Below are 16316 nucleotides of genomic sequence, written 5' to 3' on the forward strand. Positions count from 1 at the left end.
CGCCGTCGTTTCCCCCGTTCGCACTCGCTCGTTCCTCACTCCCTTGCGCATGCGGCCTCACCGCCGCCCTTGTCATGTCTGCTTATACCCCGTTCCGGTCTTTTTTTCACGGAGCAAGACTCCCCGCGCTGCGTGAAACCCCAAAGGGTGACGCCAGAAAGAAGCTAACAGACGAGGAACACCATCATGACCCAACATTTTACCGATACCACCGCGATGCCTAGTGTAGACGTGAATTATCAGACCGAACGCGGGGAGCTAATGGCATCCGTATCGATTGAAAAAATCATTTCCTGCCGTCAGCACGTTTTGGCGAAAGTGTCCGCAGCGGTTGAATTGCTTAAAGAAGCCGAAAAGTACTCAACCGAGATAGGCGGCGGTATTGTGAAAGACTGGGACACTAAAAATGGTATTTATACCTCTCTGTTTGCCGCACAGAAAGACGATGTTCTTGTCCGCGTAAAGAAAGTGAACGATCGCCATATATGGACTGATTTGATAAAAAAATCGGGCATGTTAAGTTTGATGGACGATCAAGCCCGTACTGAATGGGATACTCACCTTGAACGTGGTGAATATCCTGAAATCACGCATGACAATATTTTGGCCTCCTTTGAGCAGCTTAATCATGAAAAAGAAGCTGTTTTCGAGCGGGGGGTGATCAACCTGTTTAAGTCATTGTCCTGGGATTACAAAACTAATAATCCCTGTCGTTTTGGTGCCAAAATAATCATGAACTATTTTGTTGAATACAGTGCAAGCTGGGGCTTCAGCAGCTGCTACTCAGCCAATAATAAACTGAATGATTTAGAGCGCATTTTGAGTCTCCTTGATGGCAAACCGGCAACCGATCACCGCGACAGTATTTCAGGCCGACTTTCTGATCACATTCGTGCTAATCCCTCCGATGCGGCTGTATTTGTTGATGAATATTTTAGTATCCGATATTTCAAGAAGCGTTCAGGTCATCTGACCTTTAAGCGACCGGAGCTTATTGATAAACTGAATGACATTCTTACCAAACACTATCCCGCTGCACTCCCACCCCGTATCTGAGTGACCTTAATTAGCCTAAAAGGGTAAATTTGGCGTGTGCCAATTACCCTTTTAGGGTATAATGATTGACAGTCAGGAAACGGATTACTAAAAGGCTCAAAATGGAAAAGCGCACGCCTCATTGCAAGCTATCCCGCATCAGGGAGTTAGTTCAACAAGGCGAGATAACCGCGACGAACAGTGCATTAATGGGGGCTGCGGAACTCGGGCTGAGTTTTCAGGACATGTGTGATGCTGTTTTGTCGTTATCGGCTAAAGACTTTTACAAAAGTATGACGACTTACGCCGATCATACGGTATGGCAAGACGTTTACCGCCCCGAGTTAAATTGCGGTGACGTTTATCTAAAACTGACGGTTTCTGATGGCGTATTAGTTGTTTCGTTCAAGAGGTTATGATCATGAAATGTCCAGTATGCGGTGGAGCTGAATTGTTCCACGATATCCGTGAGTTGTCCTATACCTACAAGGGTGAGTCTACAATAATAGCGAATGTTGAAGGCGATTATTGTCCTGCCTGCAATGAGGTTATTATCAGTAAACATGATGCAGCGCGTGTCAGTGCTGCTATGTTGGCCTTTAATAAAGAGGTCAACGCCGCCATAGTCTCCCCCTTATTTATTGCTGAGGTCAGAAATAAGTTGGCGCTCTCACAACGAGAGGCTGGTGAAATATTTGGCGGGGGCGCGAATGCCTTTTCACGTTATGAAACGGGACGAGCTAAGCCGCATCTGTCAACGGTGAAGCTGTTGCGTGTTCTTGATAAGCATCCTGATTTATTGCAGGAAATCCGCGCATAACGTGCGGTTGTTGGCTAACCGCGTCGAGCGGTTAGCCAACAATGCAGGGCACGCTTGCAGCGGTCTTACGTCCGCGCCGCTTTCACTGGCCCGTAGGGCCGCAAGGCCCGGCAAGCCGGTTTTTTCTGGGGTCTGCCTTTATCCGGTATTTCGCGGCGGGTTTTCTTTCTCCGTGAAAGACACTGGCACGGGGCGCAACCCTGAAAAGGGTGCGCTTCGCCGTCGTCTCCCCCGTTCGCACTCGCTCGTTCCTCACTCCCTTGCGCATGCGGCCTCGTCGTCGCCCTTGTCATGTCTGCTGATACCCCGTTCCGGTCTTTTTTTCACGGAGTAAGACTCCCCACGCTGCGTGAAACCCAAAAGGGCGACGCCAGAAAAAGGCCATTATCAGGAGAGACGAGCATGACCAACCTTGCAAATAATATTCAGACCGCTTCTACCGTAACCGCGATAAAAGTGCCTAATTATCAACGCATGGACATATTTCCTTTGTTGTTCGGTGCCAGGCACATCAAAGGCGAGGCTCTGATCTACGGGCATATGCGTAAATTTTGCACCGCCTATAATGGCGGTCATTGGGCCATTTTTCGTTTATCTAACGGAGGGTTTTATCTGCGGCCTGAGATGGATAGGGCGCATATAGGGGTTGCCAGTAACGGCTTTGATGCTGATATTTCGGGTGATGCGGCGGGGATCATCGTCACCCTGTACGCACTCAATGTGCTGATGTGGGAAGCGAGCGAAAATGATAACGAGGTGCTGCTGCAACGTCTGACCAATAACTATGACTGGTTGAAAAATTACGCCAGCGAGCACAGCGAGCGTGGTTTCATTTATCGCGCTATCGATTAAATATGCATAAATAATGATATCAATAATATATATCACTATTTATTGAATTATGACGTTCAATAAAAAGGCAGAGCTTACGCCCTGCCTTCTCATCTCCAGCCTGCACGAACAGGCCGGTTAACTCCATCGTTAACGGAGACAAATCCATGACTAACGATCGCTTTATCCTTGCATGCCAGACGTATTTTGTAAACCAGCGCACCAACGGAACGCCGCAAAAAAAGCGGATGCATCATGCCACCCTTGACGAATTTGCGATCAGTCCCCGACTGAAAGCATTAGGGCGACATATTGTTCACTGCCAAAGCAAGCAGGAACCGGTCCGTGTACCGGCCTTGAATGGGGCAGAGTGGGGGCAGTTGTTGCGAACACTGGAGCATAAACGAGCCTATATCTGATGTCTTACCGTCTTCCGGGGCGGTGTTTTGCCTGCTGGATGCCAGCCGTCTTGAGCGGATGTCATCCAGTCCAGGGCGCGCTTGCAGCGGTCTGATGACCGCGCCGCTTTCACTGGCCACTGTCGTGGCCGTTAAGATTCGGCTTTGCCGATTTATTTCCGGCGTCTCCCTTTGCTTTTGCTGATTGTGCAGAACCGCTTGCTTCATGACAGATAAAGATATTGATACGTATTTGGCTTATTGTAACGCCACAAAATTGCCCATCAGTCAGATTGATAAAGAGACATACAACGAAAAGCTGTGTGTGCTCCCACCGTTAGATTGGCGTCATGGTGATCATAGTAAATCGTTCAAAATGATTGAAATATATTGTGGTGATATCACTGAAATCTATGTGCGTTTTCGTTGTGACTATTTTGTAATGCGTGATAACCGCTATTTGACACACAATCAGATTATGGTGCGTGTTGAATAATTTTATGTCGCGCAGGAAAAAGAGGGAACTGTATGAGACACGATCAGAATTCACCCGTGTTTTATATCACCGGTACTACCTACATTTATGATTACACTGAAATGGATAGCGATGTTTATGTGATACGATAGAGTGCGACAGGAATGGTGACTTGATCTCGGGCGGAAATAATTTCGAATGGTGAACCGATATTTTCTTTCAACCTCATCGAGAGGTTGAAAGAAAAATTCCATAAAACCGAAAATTATTTCATATTCAATCGTAAAATTTAGTGCCATTTCATTATGCAGGGGATTGACCCCTACAGGATGAAATCATATCCAGACACTTCAACATAAGCGATGCTATTTTATTTCGTGCTTGTTATGGCTGAGTTGATGAATTCAATGTATTAATTTTTGCTGCCGATGCTTTCTTCTTTTTCATTGTGATATTGCTATCTATCGTTTCTTTAATCGCTTTTGCACTGACCGTAATGCCTGCCACATCCAGTGCGGACTTTATTTCTGTTACTGAATAACCTTTCTTCACAGACAAATCAATAAGTTGTTCACGAAGGTTAGCTAATACGTCTTTTCCTGTCATTCTTGATGCATTCAAATCTGGCAAGTCAGCAAGTTGCATTTTGGCAAGTTCGAGTTGCTCCTGTGTGTAATAACTGTTTATAGCCATAATCCGGATTCTCACTTTGAATTTTAAAAATGTGACCGATTATAACCTTTATCCCAGAATTTAATCAAAGGCCAACCCCCATGCCCTTCTGGCGTAATGACATTAAAGAAAAAACAGGACATAATCAGTATCTCAGTGTAAAACACGGGACCAGATATGTTTTGTTGAACCGCCTGCACGCAGTCGGCCCCAACAAAACTCCGGGTCAGGGCTTCGCCCCGACACCCCTGATTGGTGCCCGTCGGCACGACTGGATTATTGAACTGGAAAACATGAGTAAAAGTGAGAAACGCCAACGGTCTGATGTTCTGCTGGGGATCCGTTGTTACCCGGAAGAGAAAGAGCTGATAAAAGCAAAGGCAGATGCCGCAGGGCTTAGCGTGGGTGAGTTCCTGCGTCGTTGTGCTTTAGGCCGGAAGATACAAGCCAAATGTGATACAAAATTGATTATGGAGCTGAGTCGACTGGGGGGGCTTCAGAAACATTTGTTCAATGAGGGTCGGGGAAATGTCAGCGATAAATTTAGCAAAGAATACTCGCAAGTGTTAGTCGCCATACAAAAAGCCATCTTAACGATAGGGCGGGAGGAACAGTGATTGTTGTCAAACCAAAGAAACGCCGGGATGGTAAATCCAGCTTCCTGAAACTGGTGGCCTATGTCACGCTTCGGGATGATGAAAAGCCTGATGAAGCGATTGATCCATCACATCCGGCGTGGCGTCCTTCGAAGTCAAAAGAGGCTATCTTTGGCAGACTCATTGATTATATCCATCGTGATGGCGATGAAGAAAAACTGCATATTACCGAAACGTTTCCTGATGGTCGGCACCAGGTGATTTTCGATAGTGTGTTGTGCGAAACGAATACCTTCAGTGTGGCAACTGCTGCAGTAGAAATGCAAGCCGTTGCTTTACAAAATACCCGGTGTAAAGACCCTGTCTATCACTTTATTCTTTCCTGGCCTGAGACAGATTCACCTACTGAGCAACAGATATTTGAAAGTGCCCGTCACAGTCTTCGAGCGCTGGATATGTCGGACCATCAGTACGTCACTTCTATTCATCGTGACACCAATCATCTGCATTGTCATGTTGCCGTTAATCGTATTAACCCCATTACATATAAAGCCGCCGATGATGCTTTCGATATTCCCCGTTTGCATAAAGCCAGCCGTGAAATGGAACGTAAATACGGTTGGATGCCAACCAAAGGTTGCTACGTTCTTAATGAAAATAGAGAGATTGTTCGTGCTCATCCAGACCAAAAATCTATGCCACACGGTGCTAAAGGTCTGGAGTATTACGCTGACCAGGAAAGTCTGTATACGTATGCAATAAGAGAATGCCAACAGGATATTGCTGATACGTTGACATCCGATTCTGTTAACTGGGAACAGATCCACTCGGTTCTTATTCGGGCGGGGTTGGAATTAAAACAGAAAGATAAAGGGTTGGCTATTTACAGCCGATCTAATGCAGAACAAACGCCATTGAAGGCCAGTAGCTTACATCCAGACCTGACGTTGTCTGTACTCGAACCTCTTGCCGGTCCCTTCGAACCCTCGCCGGAAGTTGATGTTCATGACGAGAATAGATTGGTCTTTGGGTACGTGATTGAGAAAGAATATGACGAACGTTTTCATGCCCGTGATCAGTCTGCCCGCTTCGAACGCCGAGTTGCTCGCGCTGAAGATAGAGAAGATTTGAAAGCACGATATCGTGCCTATAAGAATGCCTGGCAGCGCCCCAGTATTAATGCAAAAGACCGGTTCAGAACGTTGGCCGCAGAGTTTCGGGTACGTAAAGCGCACGTCCGAATTTCTGTCCGTGACCCTCTGCTTCGAAAACTGACGTATAACATCATTGAGTTTGAACGCGCTAAAGCGATGGCGGCATTGCGAATAGATATCCGAGCTGAACGTGATGCACTTCGTGCTTCACCTGAGTACCGGCGTCAGACTTATAAGGTCTGGGTTGAGCAGCAAGCGATGAAAGGTGACAGGGCGGCCGTGAGTCAATTGCGGGGATGGGCATACAAAATCAAGCGTGATGCACGTACTGCTATTCTCTCTGATAATGTTATTCAATGTGCGGTGGCTGATGATATTCAGCCGTTCCGTATTGAGGGATATGCGACTCGAATCAACCGGGATGGGGCCATTTTGTATCAGACGGATGGGATTACGCAGATTGTCGATCGGGGTGCGCAGATTGAAGTGACCAGGCCGTTTGAGTCACAAGGTGCAAATATCATAACGGCCTTGAGCCTGGCTGAAGATAAGAGTGGTGAGACTCTGGCCTTTGTGGGTAAACCGGATTATGTCAGTCAGGCGTGCGCTGCCGTTCCCCACTTTAACGCGATGAGCGATAATGCATTGCCACTGACTCAGCCAGAGCAGCGTCAACAGGCTGGCTATGTATCAGCTAAATATTCTACGGAGGATAAACCTGAACTGGCCAACCGAATTCAGAGGTCGTTACCAAATATGCCAAAGCCAAGGTAGTTAACTAATTTAACCTTAGTGATTGTTGTACCACAGATCCATCACTGCTAATTCGAGGGATAAACATTGTTAAATCGAATCTATAATTTTTTTTTTTCAGAAAAGAACCTCAGAAAAAAAATGTAGTGGGGCTCCGTAAAGCCACCGTTGATGATCTGGCATTTATCATGGAAGAGATTTCAAATGGCGTACTTGATGGGCATTTCTCTGAGGCTTACAAATTCCCCGAACATCTCCAGCGTCTATGTATCTCAATGCAGAAAGTTATAAACCAATCAGAAATGAGGATTCAGAAGGCCGGCAGGCAAGTAGAACTTGTTTCTGCAGAGCTATTTATTTATGACAATGAAGACGGTATCCCTGTTGGCTTTATACTTTTGGCTCAGGAATTTTCAGGTTCGCCAGATGTTGAATTGTATATTGTAGGGGTTAAAAAAGATTTTCGTCGAAAAGGATATGGAAGACTGATGCTGAATGATGTCTACCTAAATGTCTTGCCTAATACAATATTATTTGCGCGTTGTTTTCGGGCGTCAAAAGGAATGGTTTCGTTACTTCAATCGACCCAATTTACTATTGTGAGTAAAACGCGAAAAGGGACCGTTCACCTTGAGCGTCGGTTTATCGACGAGTGATCTTGATGCAGGATAAGTTCTCTTTTAATAAATTTTTCTGGCGCAATCAATAAGCCAACTGCTAACAGAAACAAAAAAACCGCCATAAAGGCGGTTTGAGGTTATTGACAAAGTGCCCGCGACGGAGAGAACAGGCAGATCGTAAAGACGCCGTAAATACATCCATGTAGGCTCGAGCCGCGCCATCCTTGGCGCGGACGCTTTACTCCTCTGCCTATCCTCACCGTTCAAGATCGAGTCATCGGGGGTTGTCAGCAGTCTGAAACCGCCATAAAGGCGGTTTTTTTGTGCTGGTCAGGTTAGCGGCCTTTCCAGCAGGGCTTTGGTTACCAACGTAACGCAAGCGCGATCCAGTGCTTGTATTCACGGTTTTATCTCCGGTGGTGGCATCGTGAAGCGCGGTCTGAGCAAGGACCGCACAATGAAACGGTACTTCTGTATTGTGCTCGTTGTCTCTGGTGCACTGTTGTCATCCGGGAACGGGGGTTGGAGCATATCTAACAACTCGATCACGGTAACAATCAATACATCAGGCAAGTAAGCCAGGTAGCCGTCCTTTGGGACGGCTTTCCTTTACTGATTTCATCCATCTAAGCACTTAGGTTTCTGTCTTGGCATTTTGGAACTGACCCAGCCATCCTTTTCAGCTAAATCGAAATCTGTCTCATTAAAAATAAATGAATCAAACCAAATCGCCATACAGATAGGGCAGGTTATTGGTAACGAATCCTCTTTGATGATATGGCATTCTTTACCTAACCCCTCACTTGTACCATCAATACAAAGTGCTTCATAACCGTGAGCTCCAGTAGAAATATGGGTCAGGATCCTTTCTGTCCTTATACCCACTTTGCTGTATATCTCATGCGTCGTGATTGTTTTTTTAGCTGGAGTGACCATGGATTTTAGTGAAATCTTAGTCATATGCTCTTCCACGATGTTATAAGTGGCTGACCCTCTTGCCACAATCTATCAAACTCTTGTTGGTACTGGGCTGCCACTGCGGGCATATTCCACAATACGAGCGTATTTTCGGCATTGCGTTTGTCTGCACTGGCCGAAAAATTATATGAGCCGGTCTCAACTGTCTGACCATCGGTCACGATAAATTTGTTGTGCATGATGGCGTATTTGTCACTCAATCTGACCGCAATACCGTTGTTGGCCAAGAACGTCACTGCCGTGTATTTATCACTGTTGGCCTTTTTGTCTGCCAGCACCTGGACTCTAACGCCGCGTTGTTGAGCTGCGCGCAACGCGAGAGCAATTTCTTTGCTGGTAAAGGAATAGGCTGCAACGTTTATTTCCTGCTGAGCGCTGTCGATAACATGCAATATGTTGTATAGCGCGGCTCCTGATGGTGAAAAACCAATGGTGATCTCTGCCTGGGGGGCGTTCAATGTGGCGAACGTCGACACTGACGGCATGAGCAACATTGTGGCCAGTAACATCGCGATAGGTTTACGGATTAGCATGGGATGCCTCCTCATTGACAGCGTTAAGCGCTTTACGGCTGAGCGTGACTTCTTTGGGCTCTGCGCGGGTATGGTAGGTCGCATTGGTTTTCTTGATAGCGCGTCGGGCCGCTTCAAACAGCAATATCCCCCGTTCAGCCGGGGTATAAGAGACATCATCGCGGTTATCGAGATCGCAGGTCAGCTGACAGAGCTGATGCAGTGTTTTGTCATAAAGCCGCGCTTTCAGCATGCCTTCTTCGCTATTGAGTGCTGTAGCGTTAAATCGTCGGAGAATACTGTCTACGTTTGTTTGGGATACGGGACGTTTACGTGCCAGTGACGGTAAGAATCCGCATAGCGCTTCAAAGGTGGGTTTCTTTATTTCAATAAAGCGATTGATGCGCATAGGCAACTCACTGGACAGCTTTTCATCATCTGGAATGTATAGCGCCGCACTGCGGACTACCGCATCTTCTAGAACGATGACACCTTCCCCCTTTTTCAATGCTTTCAGCTCAGTGAATTCAATATTGTCACGTTCACGGATTTGCATTGAATCAGCATCATCATAAGTCGATGAAACCGCGCCTGAACGGCGTTCTACACTGCTGAGCTCGGAGTAATACCCCTTTCCTGCGGCCGTCCGGATAATATCGAAGGTATCCAGTGGGTCTTCTAATGCCATAAACCATTTAGTGCGTTGGTTGGCGTTAACCGAGTCGAACTCTCCGTTGGCTTTACGTTTCATCGCCTGTGCATCTTGTCCAGACGTCATGAGCATGTAGAGTAAAGACCGCATCTGGGATGCCAGCTTATCCATACCTGAAGCAAAATAGGCCCCCAGTTCATCAAAAATGATGGCATAAGGGAATTTTCCAGCATAACGCTTGGCAATCAGCACATCTTTACGCTTACCCTCCAGATGATGCCCCAAATCCTGGCTGATAGTCATACGCAGCCCAGATATATAGAGTTTGCCCAATGTGGACGCTTCACTATTAGACAGCTCTAATGCCGGGATAAGGACGGCGAGAATGCGGTCATTATGCAACGTATCCCGAAAGGAAATATCACCGGCTCCTTTGGGAAACACATGTCCGTAGATATCATTGAACATGCTGAGCATTCGGGTGAATTGCTGGATAAGGAAACCGTGCTGGTCAAATACCCCTTGTGACCATTCGGAGGGTTTATTGATGAGATTCATGTCAAAGCCCGCCAATGCATTCAGGTAGCTTTCCAGTGGCTTGTAGCCCTCTTCATGCCAGTTATTCTTTATTGCCTCTTGGTAAAGTGCCGCAATTTTTCGCAGAGGCAAATGCGCCTGGATAACATTCTGCGAGAGCTGAAGCCCATCGCGTTCGCGTTTGTAACATAAGGCATAGATGAGAGCCCCGATCATCGCTTTTGCTTTGTCTTGCCAGCCGTCTTCACCTGTAGAAGAGACTGGCAAAAGAGACTCCATCAACTGGATAATGAACGTTTCAGTCGCTTGACCGAACAAATTGATTGAGTTGGTCTGGGGGCGTGATTTATCGCCTTTAACCAGGCGCTTAAGTTTACTTTCCCCCCCGGTTAAAAAGTTGAGGATCAACACATCGTCTTCCCGACCAAAACGTCGGGCAAGAGACCAGATAGCAAAGGCCAGATTGTTTTCTGCTTTACCATCAGAGAGACAAAAGCCTCTTCCCCAGCATAATGCGTTGAGGCAGATTGCTAAAATACCCTCTGTTTTACCACTCCCGGTCGTGGCCATCAGTTGAATATGACGAAGGGCATCATCCAGGTTTAACCAAAGTTCATGGGCTAATTGCTTGCCCCTGGCATAACCCAGACAAAGGATCCCCTCTGCCTTCCCATAATGGCGAGTTCGGGTAACAAACCGAAATACCCCCCCAATCCCTTTATAGCCTTTAAATCCCTCCCGTTCGGTTGTGATATCAATACCACCCACATCCGTTGGCATGCGCAGCGGCATCCGAAAAGGCCGGTCACCGAATATGATAAGCAATATCGCCGTACCCGGTAATGTGACCAACAGTGTTGCTTGCCAAAAACAAGCCGCAATCAACGCCATCAATAATGTGATTTGTATACCGATAGGGGAGAGAATTGAGTCAGCAAAGTTGGCATCGAGGACTGGGCGATTAACTCGGCGTGCATCAACTGAAGATTGACGTTTATCCATGAGTTATCTCGCTTATTTTCCAGCATTCATGAAGGAGTCCAGCGTGTCATCATTTTGCAAAGCGCTAAAGGGCACAGGACGACCATCATCGGCAACAAGCTGGGGTGTTCCCCGGAACCCATAACTGCTGAAAGCATTATCGTTGACCACCAATGCTTTTTCGCCAATGTCACATCGGGTTAATACGGGCTCTTTACCCGTTATTTCCAGCATCCCGGCAGCATCATCAAATAGATTTTTCCAATGCTTGCTGCGAGACTCTGGGGCCGCACATAGCACAGGGATCACCTGGGCCGCCGTTTTTTGTTTGCCTAACAGGGTCACAGGGAAAATGACAATGTTGTAGCGTTGACCAATCGCTTCGAGAGCCGGTTCAATTTCCCTGCAGTGTGGACATAATGGATCGGAAAAAACATACAGAGTGCGGGGATGGCCAGACGTCAGAGAAACGGTAAATATCTGCCGTTCTGTCGCATTACGTAAATTATTAGCTAGGGTATCTAATGCGTCTTGTGTCGTTTTCTGTTGGACCAGAGATGCCACTGGGGGCCGTGATTTACTGACTTCACTTTTAGCCGGTGCATTCTGTACCGTTGGTGTTGCTTCTACCTTAATAGGCTGTGTTTCAGCGGTTTTTGGTGCAATTGGTGAGCCAAAGAAGTGCGGAGATCCATATGTGACAGTAATGGCCAGTGCGGCGACAGCGGCAAGAGAAATAAGCGTCTTGATGGTTTTACGTTTTCTATCGTGTTTTTCCAACGTGTTATTCAATGTATTCAGAAGGTAATGAACCTCTAACTCCTCCCCCGTACTCTTGAAGATAAGGGTGTCATTAGTGAACGATTGGCGAACAAAAAGACTGTCATCTTTGATGTAAAACTGACTTCTTACGCGAATATCAAGAGTGAAAAGGGCAGGGCCATTCTCATGGTCAGACTGGACAATCAGAAGTGAACCGGTAATACGGGCAAAGTATTGTTTGATTTTCATTATAGGGATCTCTATCAAAATTTGGATTTAGGTCGTTTAAGTGAAAAAGGTGTGCGGGTGGGTTCTGGGGGGGCGTTATTGGGGAGAGATTTAGGCACTTCACCTTTGGGACTGGGGGGGGGTGGCATCCATTCAATCTCTTCGCTATCTCCTTCATCATCAGGGTCATCGTCAAAGGTGAAATCTTCTTCTTCAATGGGTACCCGGTCATCAATTATTGCGCCGACAGTCATCAGGTCGAGCTCCAGTCCTTCCACGGCATAGGTCACAACCGGCTTGGGTATACGTTCGTTATGCACTGCAGCCTCACGTTCCCATTGCGCCATCGTGACGATGCCGGCACCTTCAACAAACGGTTTAGGTCGGTCGGAGGAGCACAAGGCATACCACAGGCTACGGTCGAGGCCTTTTAACCACCGAAATCGGGCGTTAGGAAGGTGCAGATCATTAGCATGGAGGGCCGCGATAGCCGTCCGGGCATAGCAATGTTGTTTGAGCCATGTTTGGGCGGCTTGATTGGACGATATTTTTTTGAATGCGGTGCTGGCGGCAGACAATACGGGGTAACCAATTTTACCTTTGTCTCGCCGACTTTTGATGAGGCAAGAACGGTTCAGTGTATCGAGTAGTTTTTCCGCTGTTTTACGGTCGTTAAGAAAGAATTGCAGACCAAAAACGGCAAATAACGCTCGTTCATAAGAGTTCAAATCCTCCATTTTCAGATTCGATATTCGGGTACCTAACTGACGAGTGAATACCTTGGTGGCCAAGTCATGGTCAAGACGCCGGTCGATAACTAATTTATGACGCTGAGCAAACTCTGAGGGGTCCAGTGCACTACGATGTTCCGCTGGGTCAACATTGAGCAACTGTGATTTTTTATCGCCATAGCACAATGCCGGAATAATTGCGGGGGAAAACCGGGCCATTATCCAGGGGAGCGTATGAATATTTATTTCCCGGCGAGTTTTGTTTATCGGGTGAGTCACGGTGGCATAAATACCCATAATGGCCAGCGGTACCAGGAACAGCAACAGTACCCCCGCAGTCCTGTTCATCACATCGAACCACTGCATTAATGTGATGTTATCTGCGCTGTTTGCAGTTGCAGCCAGCAGGTTAATACGTTCGGCAACAAAAGTGTGAATACGGGGGTAGTCACAAAACATCCACAGGTAATATAAAAGGGTACAACTCCAGTAAACGATATTTTCAAGGAAAATCCAGAAAACGACTGCTACGCCAATAAAGGCACTTAATAATAAAAACCAGTCATTTTCAGGCGTGACATTATGGCGTTTATCCACGCAGAACCTCTGTCAGAAATGAATAATGAAAAACCCGGGGTCTGGAAGACGCCGGGTTAGGGGGAGTTACATTGGAAGGATTACAGCAAGATCACGCCAGAAGAAAATCAGCAGGCTAACATTTTAAATCCCATTTCATTCGCCAGTCGCTCGGTGTTGTGTTTCACATAGCCTGGAAAATTATAAGGATAGTTGTATTGCTGGTTTCTCATGACACAGATTTTCTCGTACAGTAACCAGGCTTTACTATTCTGAATATCAATGAAAGGCATTTCTGTCGAGTTAATATAAAGTCGTAACTGATTATTGGCCCGTAACTCACACTGTCGCCAGTTGCTGATATTAAACCCCAGAATGTCGACTTCTTTATTATTCAATAACCGAACGTAAAGCATTGTTCCACGTTTAGTATCGATGCCGAAATAAGCACTGGAATGAATCTCACGGATTTCACTCTCTGGCGTTGGGTCATAGCTCTCATCACTTTTAATGGTTGAGAGGATAGAGGTCAGTCGGCGGCGTTTGTTGATGTATCGAATGATATACCAGCCAATAGGGATAATTAATGCTGACCAAGATAAGGCTGCATATAATAAATCTCTGTTTCTATTAGGTGAATATATATCACTAGCCATCCAAGTGGAAAAGGAAGCGATAAAAAGAAATATTGGTATGCCAGCAATTATATAAAACATAATACTAACGCCCAATATTGTTTCTTTTTTTGTAACGTGCCTTGCCATAATTAACCCTCCAAGTTGATCTCTCTATTATAGCTGAAAGTCGCGGGTGTTTGTAGGTAAATTAAACAATTAAACTGGTTATTTAACGCCATTATCGTTATTTCCCTCACCTGCTGAAGAGACTATTTTCTTAGCATTAGGTGTTCTGCCTGAACCACTGCCAAACCCGGCAAACATATTTTTGACGGAGTCTGCCATACCATTCAACATGCTGGCCCCTTCACGACCACCCAGCCAGGATATAACGTAATCGGGCATGGTGACTTGCAAACTAAAGGCTCTGGATACCAGAGTTGTACAAATACGGGCATAAATCATTAGAATGCCGACAATACTGACCAAACCGGTTATCGAGTCGGCTTGAACGTTTGCAATGGCTGATGCCAATAGCAAATTAAGCAAGGTACCGATGGCGACAATAACCAGGCTAGCGAAGAAGAACCCGAATACCATTAACATCGGTCGTAGCATTACATCAATCAGAAATATATAGCCATATGCGGAGCGACTGCCTTTATCTTCCTCACTACCCAGATGGGTTGCAGACCATAAAGAACCCGACATTGCACCCACAATGACCCCAACAACCCAGTTGGTTGCGGCACTTATCCAATAGATAAAGGGGATGAAGGGCAGATAAATAGAGAGGCTAAAACCAATACTGAAAAGAATGAATAACAGAAAATAAACTACAGGACTTATTGCATCTAAAATACCTTCAGCAACATCACCAGCACCTGAAAGACCATTAACAACTTTAGCCCCAATTGCGCCAACATTATTACCCTTAGACCAATAGAGTAATGCTTTTGCACCGGTGTATACGGTGAATACTGTTTGAGCACCTACTAATGTGTAATCACCTATAGCTTTCATTTTCAATAATGGATTAACTTGATCACTTGAATCATTATTTGAACCGAAATTTATATTGGCAATTTTATTGATAAGGTCTTGCCCCCAGGAGTTAGTCATACTAACTAGTACCGCTGATGAGTCCGTCGCATTACTGACAAGTTGAGTATCTTTACTCTTTTGGGTACCCAATGGCGCTGAGTAGGTATTATTTTGTAATTGGGCTCTGTAGGCCATAGCCAACTGGTTATAGAGTGAACCCGCACCTATTTCACCCAACCCGGATATGCCGGAGACTGTAGGGCTCATTGTTACCACAGCATTGGTTTTACTGTTTGCGGTGGCAAAGGTCTGATACCAACTTCCCAGCGCTAACCAACCGTATTGCTTTAGTTGCTGCGCTACCAGGTCCTGTAGTGATGATTCATTGTCCATCGCCTGCGCTGCCTGGCTAACGGTTTCCTCGTATTGGCGAGCGGCTTCCTGGACTTCGCTTTCTACATCAGCAATATTTCCTTCACCACTTCGTTGCTTCTGCCTAAACTCACTGACAAAATTGTAGGCGGATTGTGAGAGCCGATTTTGCATCTGATTTAATGCATTTTTCTGTGCGGCGATAAGAGGTTCTACGTTCACCGGCACATCAAAAAGGGGGATCCAACTGCTACTTTTTTGTGTCACAGGCAGGCGAGCTGAACCACATTGCGCACTACCGTTACCAATTTCGTACCCATCATTCAGCGAACTTATACTCATCAGTTTTGTGCCGGCATCGCCACTTTCGCTGTACATGGTATTAAGTTCATCATTGATGCCATACATGCACAGATTCATTTCAAATATTGCTCGCGAGGCGCTAAGCGTCTGAGGGGCAATCGGCTGCATAACCAGTGACTTCCCGCCTTGTAGCATATCCGCCGCCCTGTCTGTCAGCATATTGGCGGACCCCACGCCCATTATCGATGCTGCCCATAACACGACCAATTGTGAAATAGACCAACCCGAAGGCGTCGGTACCAGCGTAATAAAACCGGCCAGTGTGGTGACCGGGAACATCATGGTGCGCCCGGAGGAAAATACCTGTCCCTGATTGCCCGCGCGAACTGTTTGGCGAAGAGTGACAGATAGGAACCAGAACATGGCGATTGTGGCGATAATGCTGTTGAGCACAAAAAAGAGTTCACCAATCATGCTGGTATTGGTGGGGCTGAGAGGGTTATTGACCACATCGCCAAAAATCATCACCAGTGCCTGACGGGATAAGTCACCACTGCGCTTTGCTGCACTGGAAATGGAATCAAAATCCACACCATCAGCAGCCATCCCCGAGAGAGAATAGAGTCCCAGGGCAACGAAGCTGAAGAGCCTAATCATACCTTTCATATA

17 protein-coding genes are annotated in these 16316 nt (G+C 46.4%); 9 read left to right on the forward strand and 8 right to left on the reverse strand.

What is annotated here, in order from left to right; translation table 11 throughout:
* Positions 1–186 precede the first annotated feature (186 nt).
* The 6 genes from AC971_RS16475 (at position 187) to AC971_RS16500 (ending at position 3580) form a co-directional block, all read left to right on the forward strand.
* Complete coding sequence (locus AC971_RS16475; protein ID WP_025384516.1) at positions 187–1056, forward strand: DUF4942 domain-containing protein; 870 nt, start codon at positions 187–189, stop codon at positions 1054–1056.
* 101 nt (positions 1057–1157) lie between these two features.
* Positions 1158–1454, forward strand: a complete 297-nt coding sequence (locus tag AC971_RS16480) for a type II toxin-antitoxin system MqsR family toxin (RefSeq protein ID WP_025384517.1) — start codon at positions 1158–1160, stop codon at positions 1452–1454.
* Positions 1455–1456: 2 nt separating this feature from the next.
* Complete coding sequence (locus AC971_RS16485) at positions 1457–1855, forward strand: type II toxin-antitoxin system MqsA family antitoxin (protein ID WP_025384518.1); 399 nt, start codon at positions 1457–1459, stop codon at positions 1853–1855.
* A gap of 402 nt (positions 1856–2257) precedes the next feature.
* Positions 2258–2707 (forward strand): antirestriction protein, encoded by a 450-nt coding sequence (locus tag AC971_RS16490; protein ID WP_048677753.1) that lies wholly within the window; start codon positions 2258–2260, stop codon positions 2705–2707.
* Positions 2708–2853: 146 nt separating this feature from the next.
* Complete coding sequence (locus AC971_RS16495) at positions 2854–3105, forward strand: hypothetical protein (RefSeq protein ID WP_012606366.1); 252 nt, start codon at positions 2854–2856, stop codon at positions 3103–3105.
* A 205-nt stretch (positions 3106–3310) separates the two neighbouring features.
* Complete coding sequence (locus AC971_RS16500) at positions 3311–3580, forward strand: hypothetical protein (protein WP_025384520.1); 270 nt, start codon at positions 3311–3313, stop codon at positions 3578–3580.
* A 363-nt stretch (positions 3581–3943) separates the two neighbouring features.
* Here the strand turns inward: AC971_RS16500 and AC971_RS16505 are convergent, their stop codons facing one another.
* Positions 3944–4252 (reverse strand): hypothetical protein, encoded by a 309-nt coding sequence (locus tag AC971_RS16505; protein WP_025384521.1) that lies wholly within the window; start codon positions 4250–4252, stop codon positions 3944–3946.
* Positions 4253–4524: 272 nt separating this feature from the next.
* On the opposite strand from AC971_RS16505, the gene mobA reads away from it, so the two are divergent.
* From mobA to AC971_RS16520, 3 genes are all read left to right on the forward strand, one after another.
* Positions 4525–4848: a plasmid mobilization protein MobA gene (mobA, locus tag AC971_RS16510; protein ID WP_025384522.1), complete on the forward strand. Its 324-nt coding sequence runs from the start codon at positions 4525–4527 to the stop codon at positions 4846–4848.
* A complete protein-coding gene (traI, locus tag AC971_RS16515; protein ID WP_025384523.1) occupies positions 4845–6755 on the forward strand; it encodes a TraI/MobA(P) family conjugative relaxase in 1911 nt (636 codons plus the stop codon). The genes mobA and traI overlap by 4 nt, the downstream gene beginning before the upstream one ends.
* Positions 6756–6922: 167 nt before the next feature.
* A complete protein-coding gene (locus AC971_RS16520) occupies positions 6923–7390 on the forward strand; it encodes a GNAT family N-acetyltransferase (RefSeq protein WP_040118654.1) in 468 nt (155 codons plus the stop codon).
* A 582-nt stretch (positions 7391–7972) separates the two neighbouring features.
* Here AC971_RS16520 and AC971_RS16525 read toward each other — a convergent pair.
* The 7 genes from AC971_RS16525 to AC971_RS16555 form a co-directional block, all read right to left on the reverse strand.
* Positions 7973–8314, reverse strand: a complete 342-nt coding sequence (locus AC971_RS16525) for a hypothetical protein (protein ID WP_025384525.1) — start codon at positions 8312–8314, stop codon at positions 7973–7975.
* The gene (locus tag AC971_RS16530; protein ID WP_025384526.1) at positions 8311–8859 is read right to left on the reverse strand and encodes a phospholipase D family nuclease; all 549 of its coding nucleotides are present in this window, start codon (positions 8857–8859) and stop codon (positions 8311–8313) included. The genes AC971_RS16525 and AC971_RS16530 overlap by 4 nt, the downstream gene beginning before the upstream one ends.
* Positions 8852–11035, reverse strand: a complete 2184-nt coding sequence (gene trbC / locus AC971_RS16535) for an F-type conjugative transfer protein TrbC (protein WP_025384527.1) — start codon at positions 11033–11035, stop codon at positions 8852–8854. Before trbC ends, AC971_RS16530 begins: the two co-directional genes overlap by 8 nt.
* A gap of 12 nt (positions 11036–11047) precedes the next feature.
* On the reverse strand, positions 11048–12025 hold the full coding sequence (locus AC971_RS16540) for a thioredoxin domain-containing protein (protein WP_025384528.1): 978 nt from the start codon (positions 12023–12025) through the stop codon (positions 11048–11050).
* Positions 12026–12039: 14 nt separating this feature from the next.
* Positions 12040–13332, reverse strand: a complete 1293-nt coding sequence (locus AC971_RS16545) for a secretion/conjugation apparatus DotM-related subunit (RefSeq protein WP_025384529.1) — start codon at positions 13330–13332, stop codon at positions 12040–12042.
* 107 nt (positions 13333–13439) lie between these two features.
* Positions 13440–14075 carry a plasmid IncI1-type surface exclusion protein ExcA gene (gene excA, locus AC971_RS16550; RefSeq protein ID WP_025384530.1) on the reverse strand — a complete coding sequence of 212 codons (636 nt, stop codon included), beginning with the start codon at positions 14073–14075 and terminating at the stop codon, positions 13440–13442.
* A gap of 78 nt (positions 14076–14153) precedes the next feature.
* Positions 14154–16313 (reverse strand): DotA/TraY family protein, encoded by a 2160-nt coding sequence (locus tag AC971_RS16555; protein ID WP_025384531.1) that lies wholly within the window; start codon positions 16311–16313, stop codon positions 14154–14156.
* Between the last annotated feature and the right edge of the window lie 3 nt (positions 16314–16316).

This window comes from Yersinia similis (genome assembly GCF_001053095.1).
Taxonomy (GTDB): domain Bacteria; phylum Pseudomonadota; class Gammaproteobacteria; order Enterobacterales; family Enterobacteriaceae; genus Yersinia; species Yersinia similis.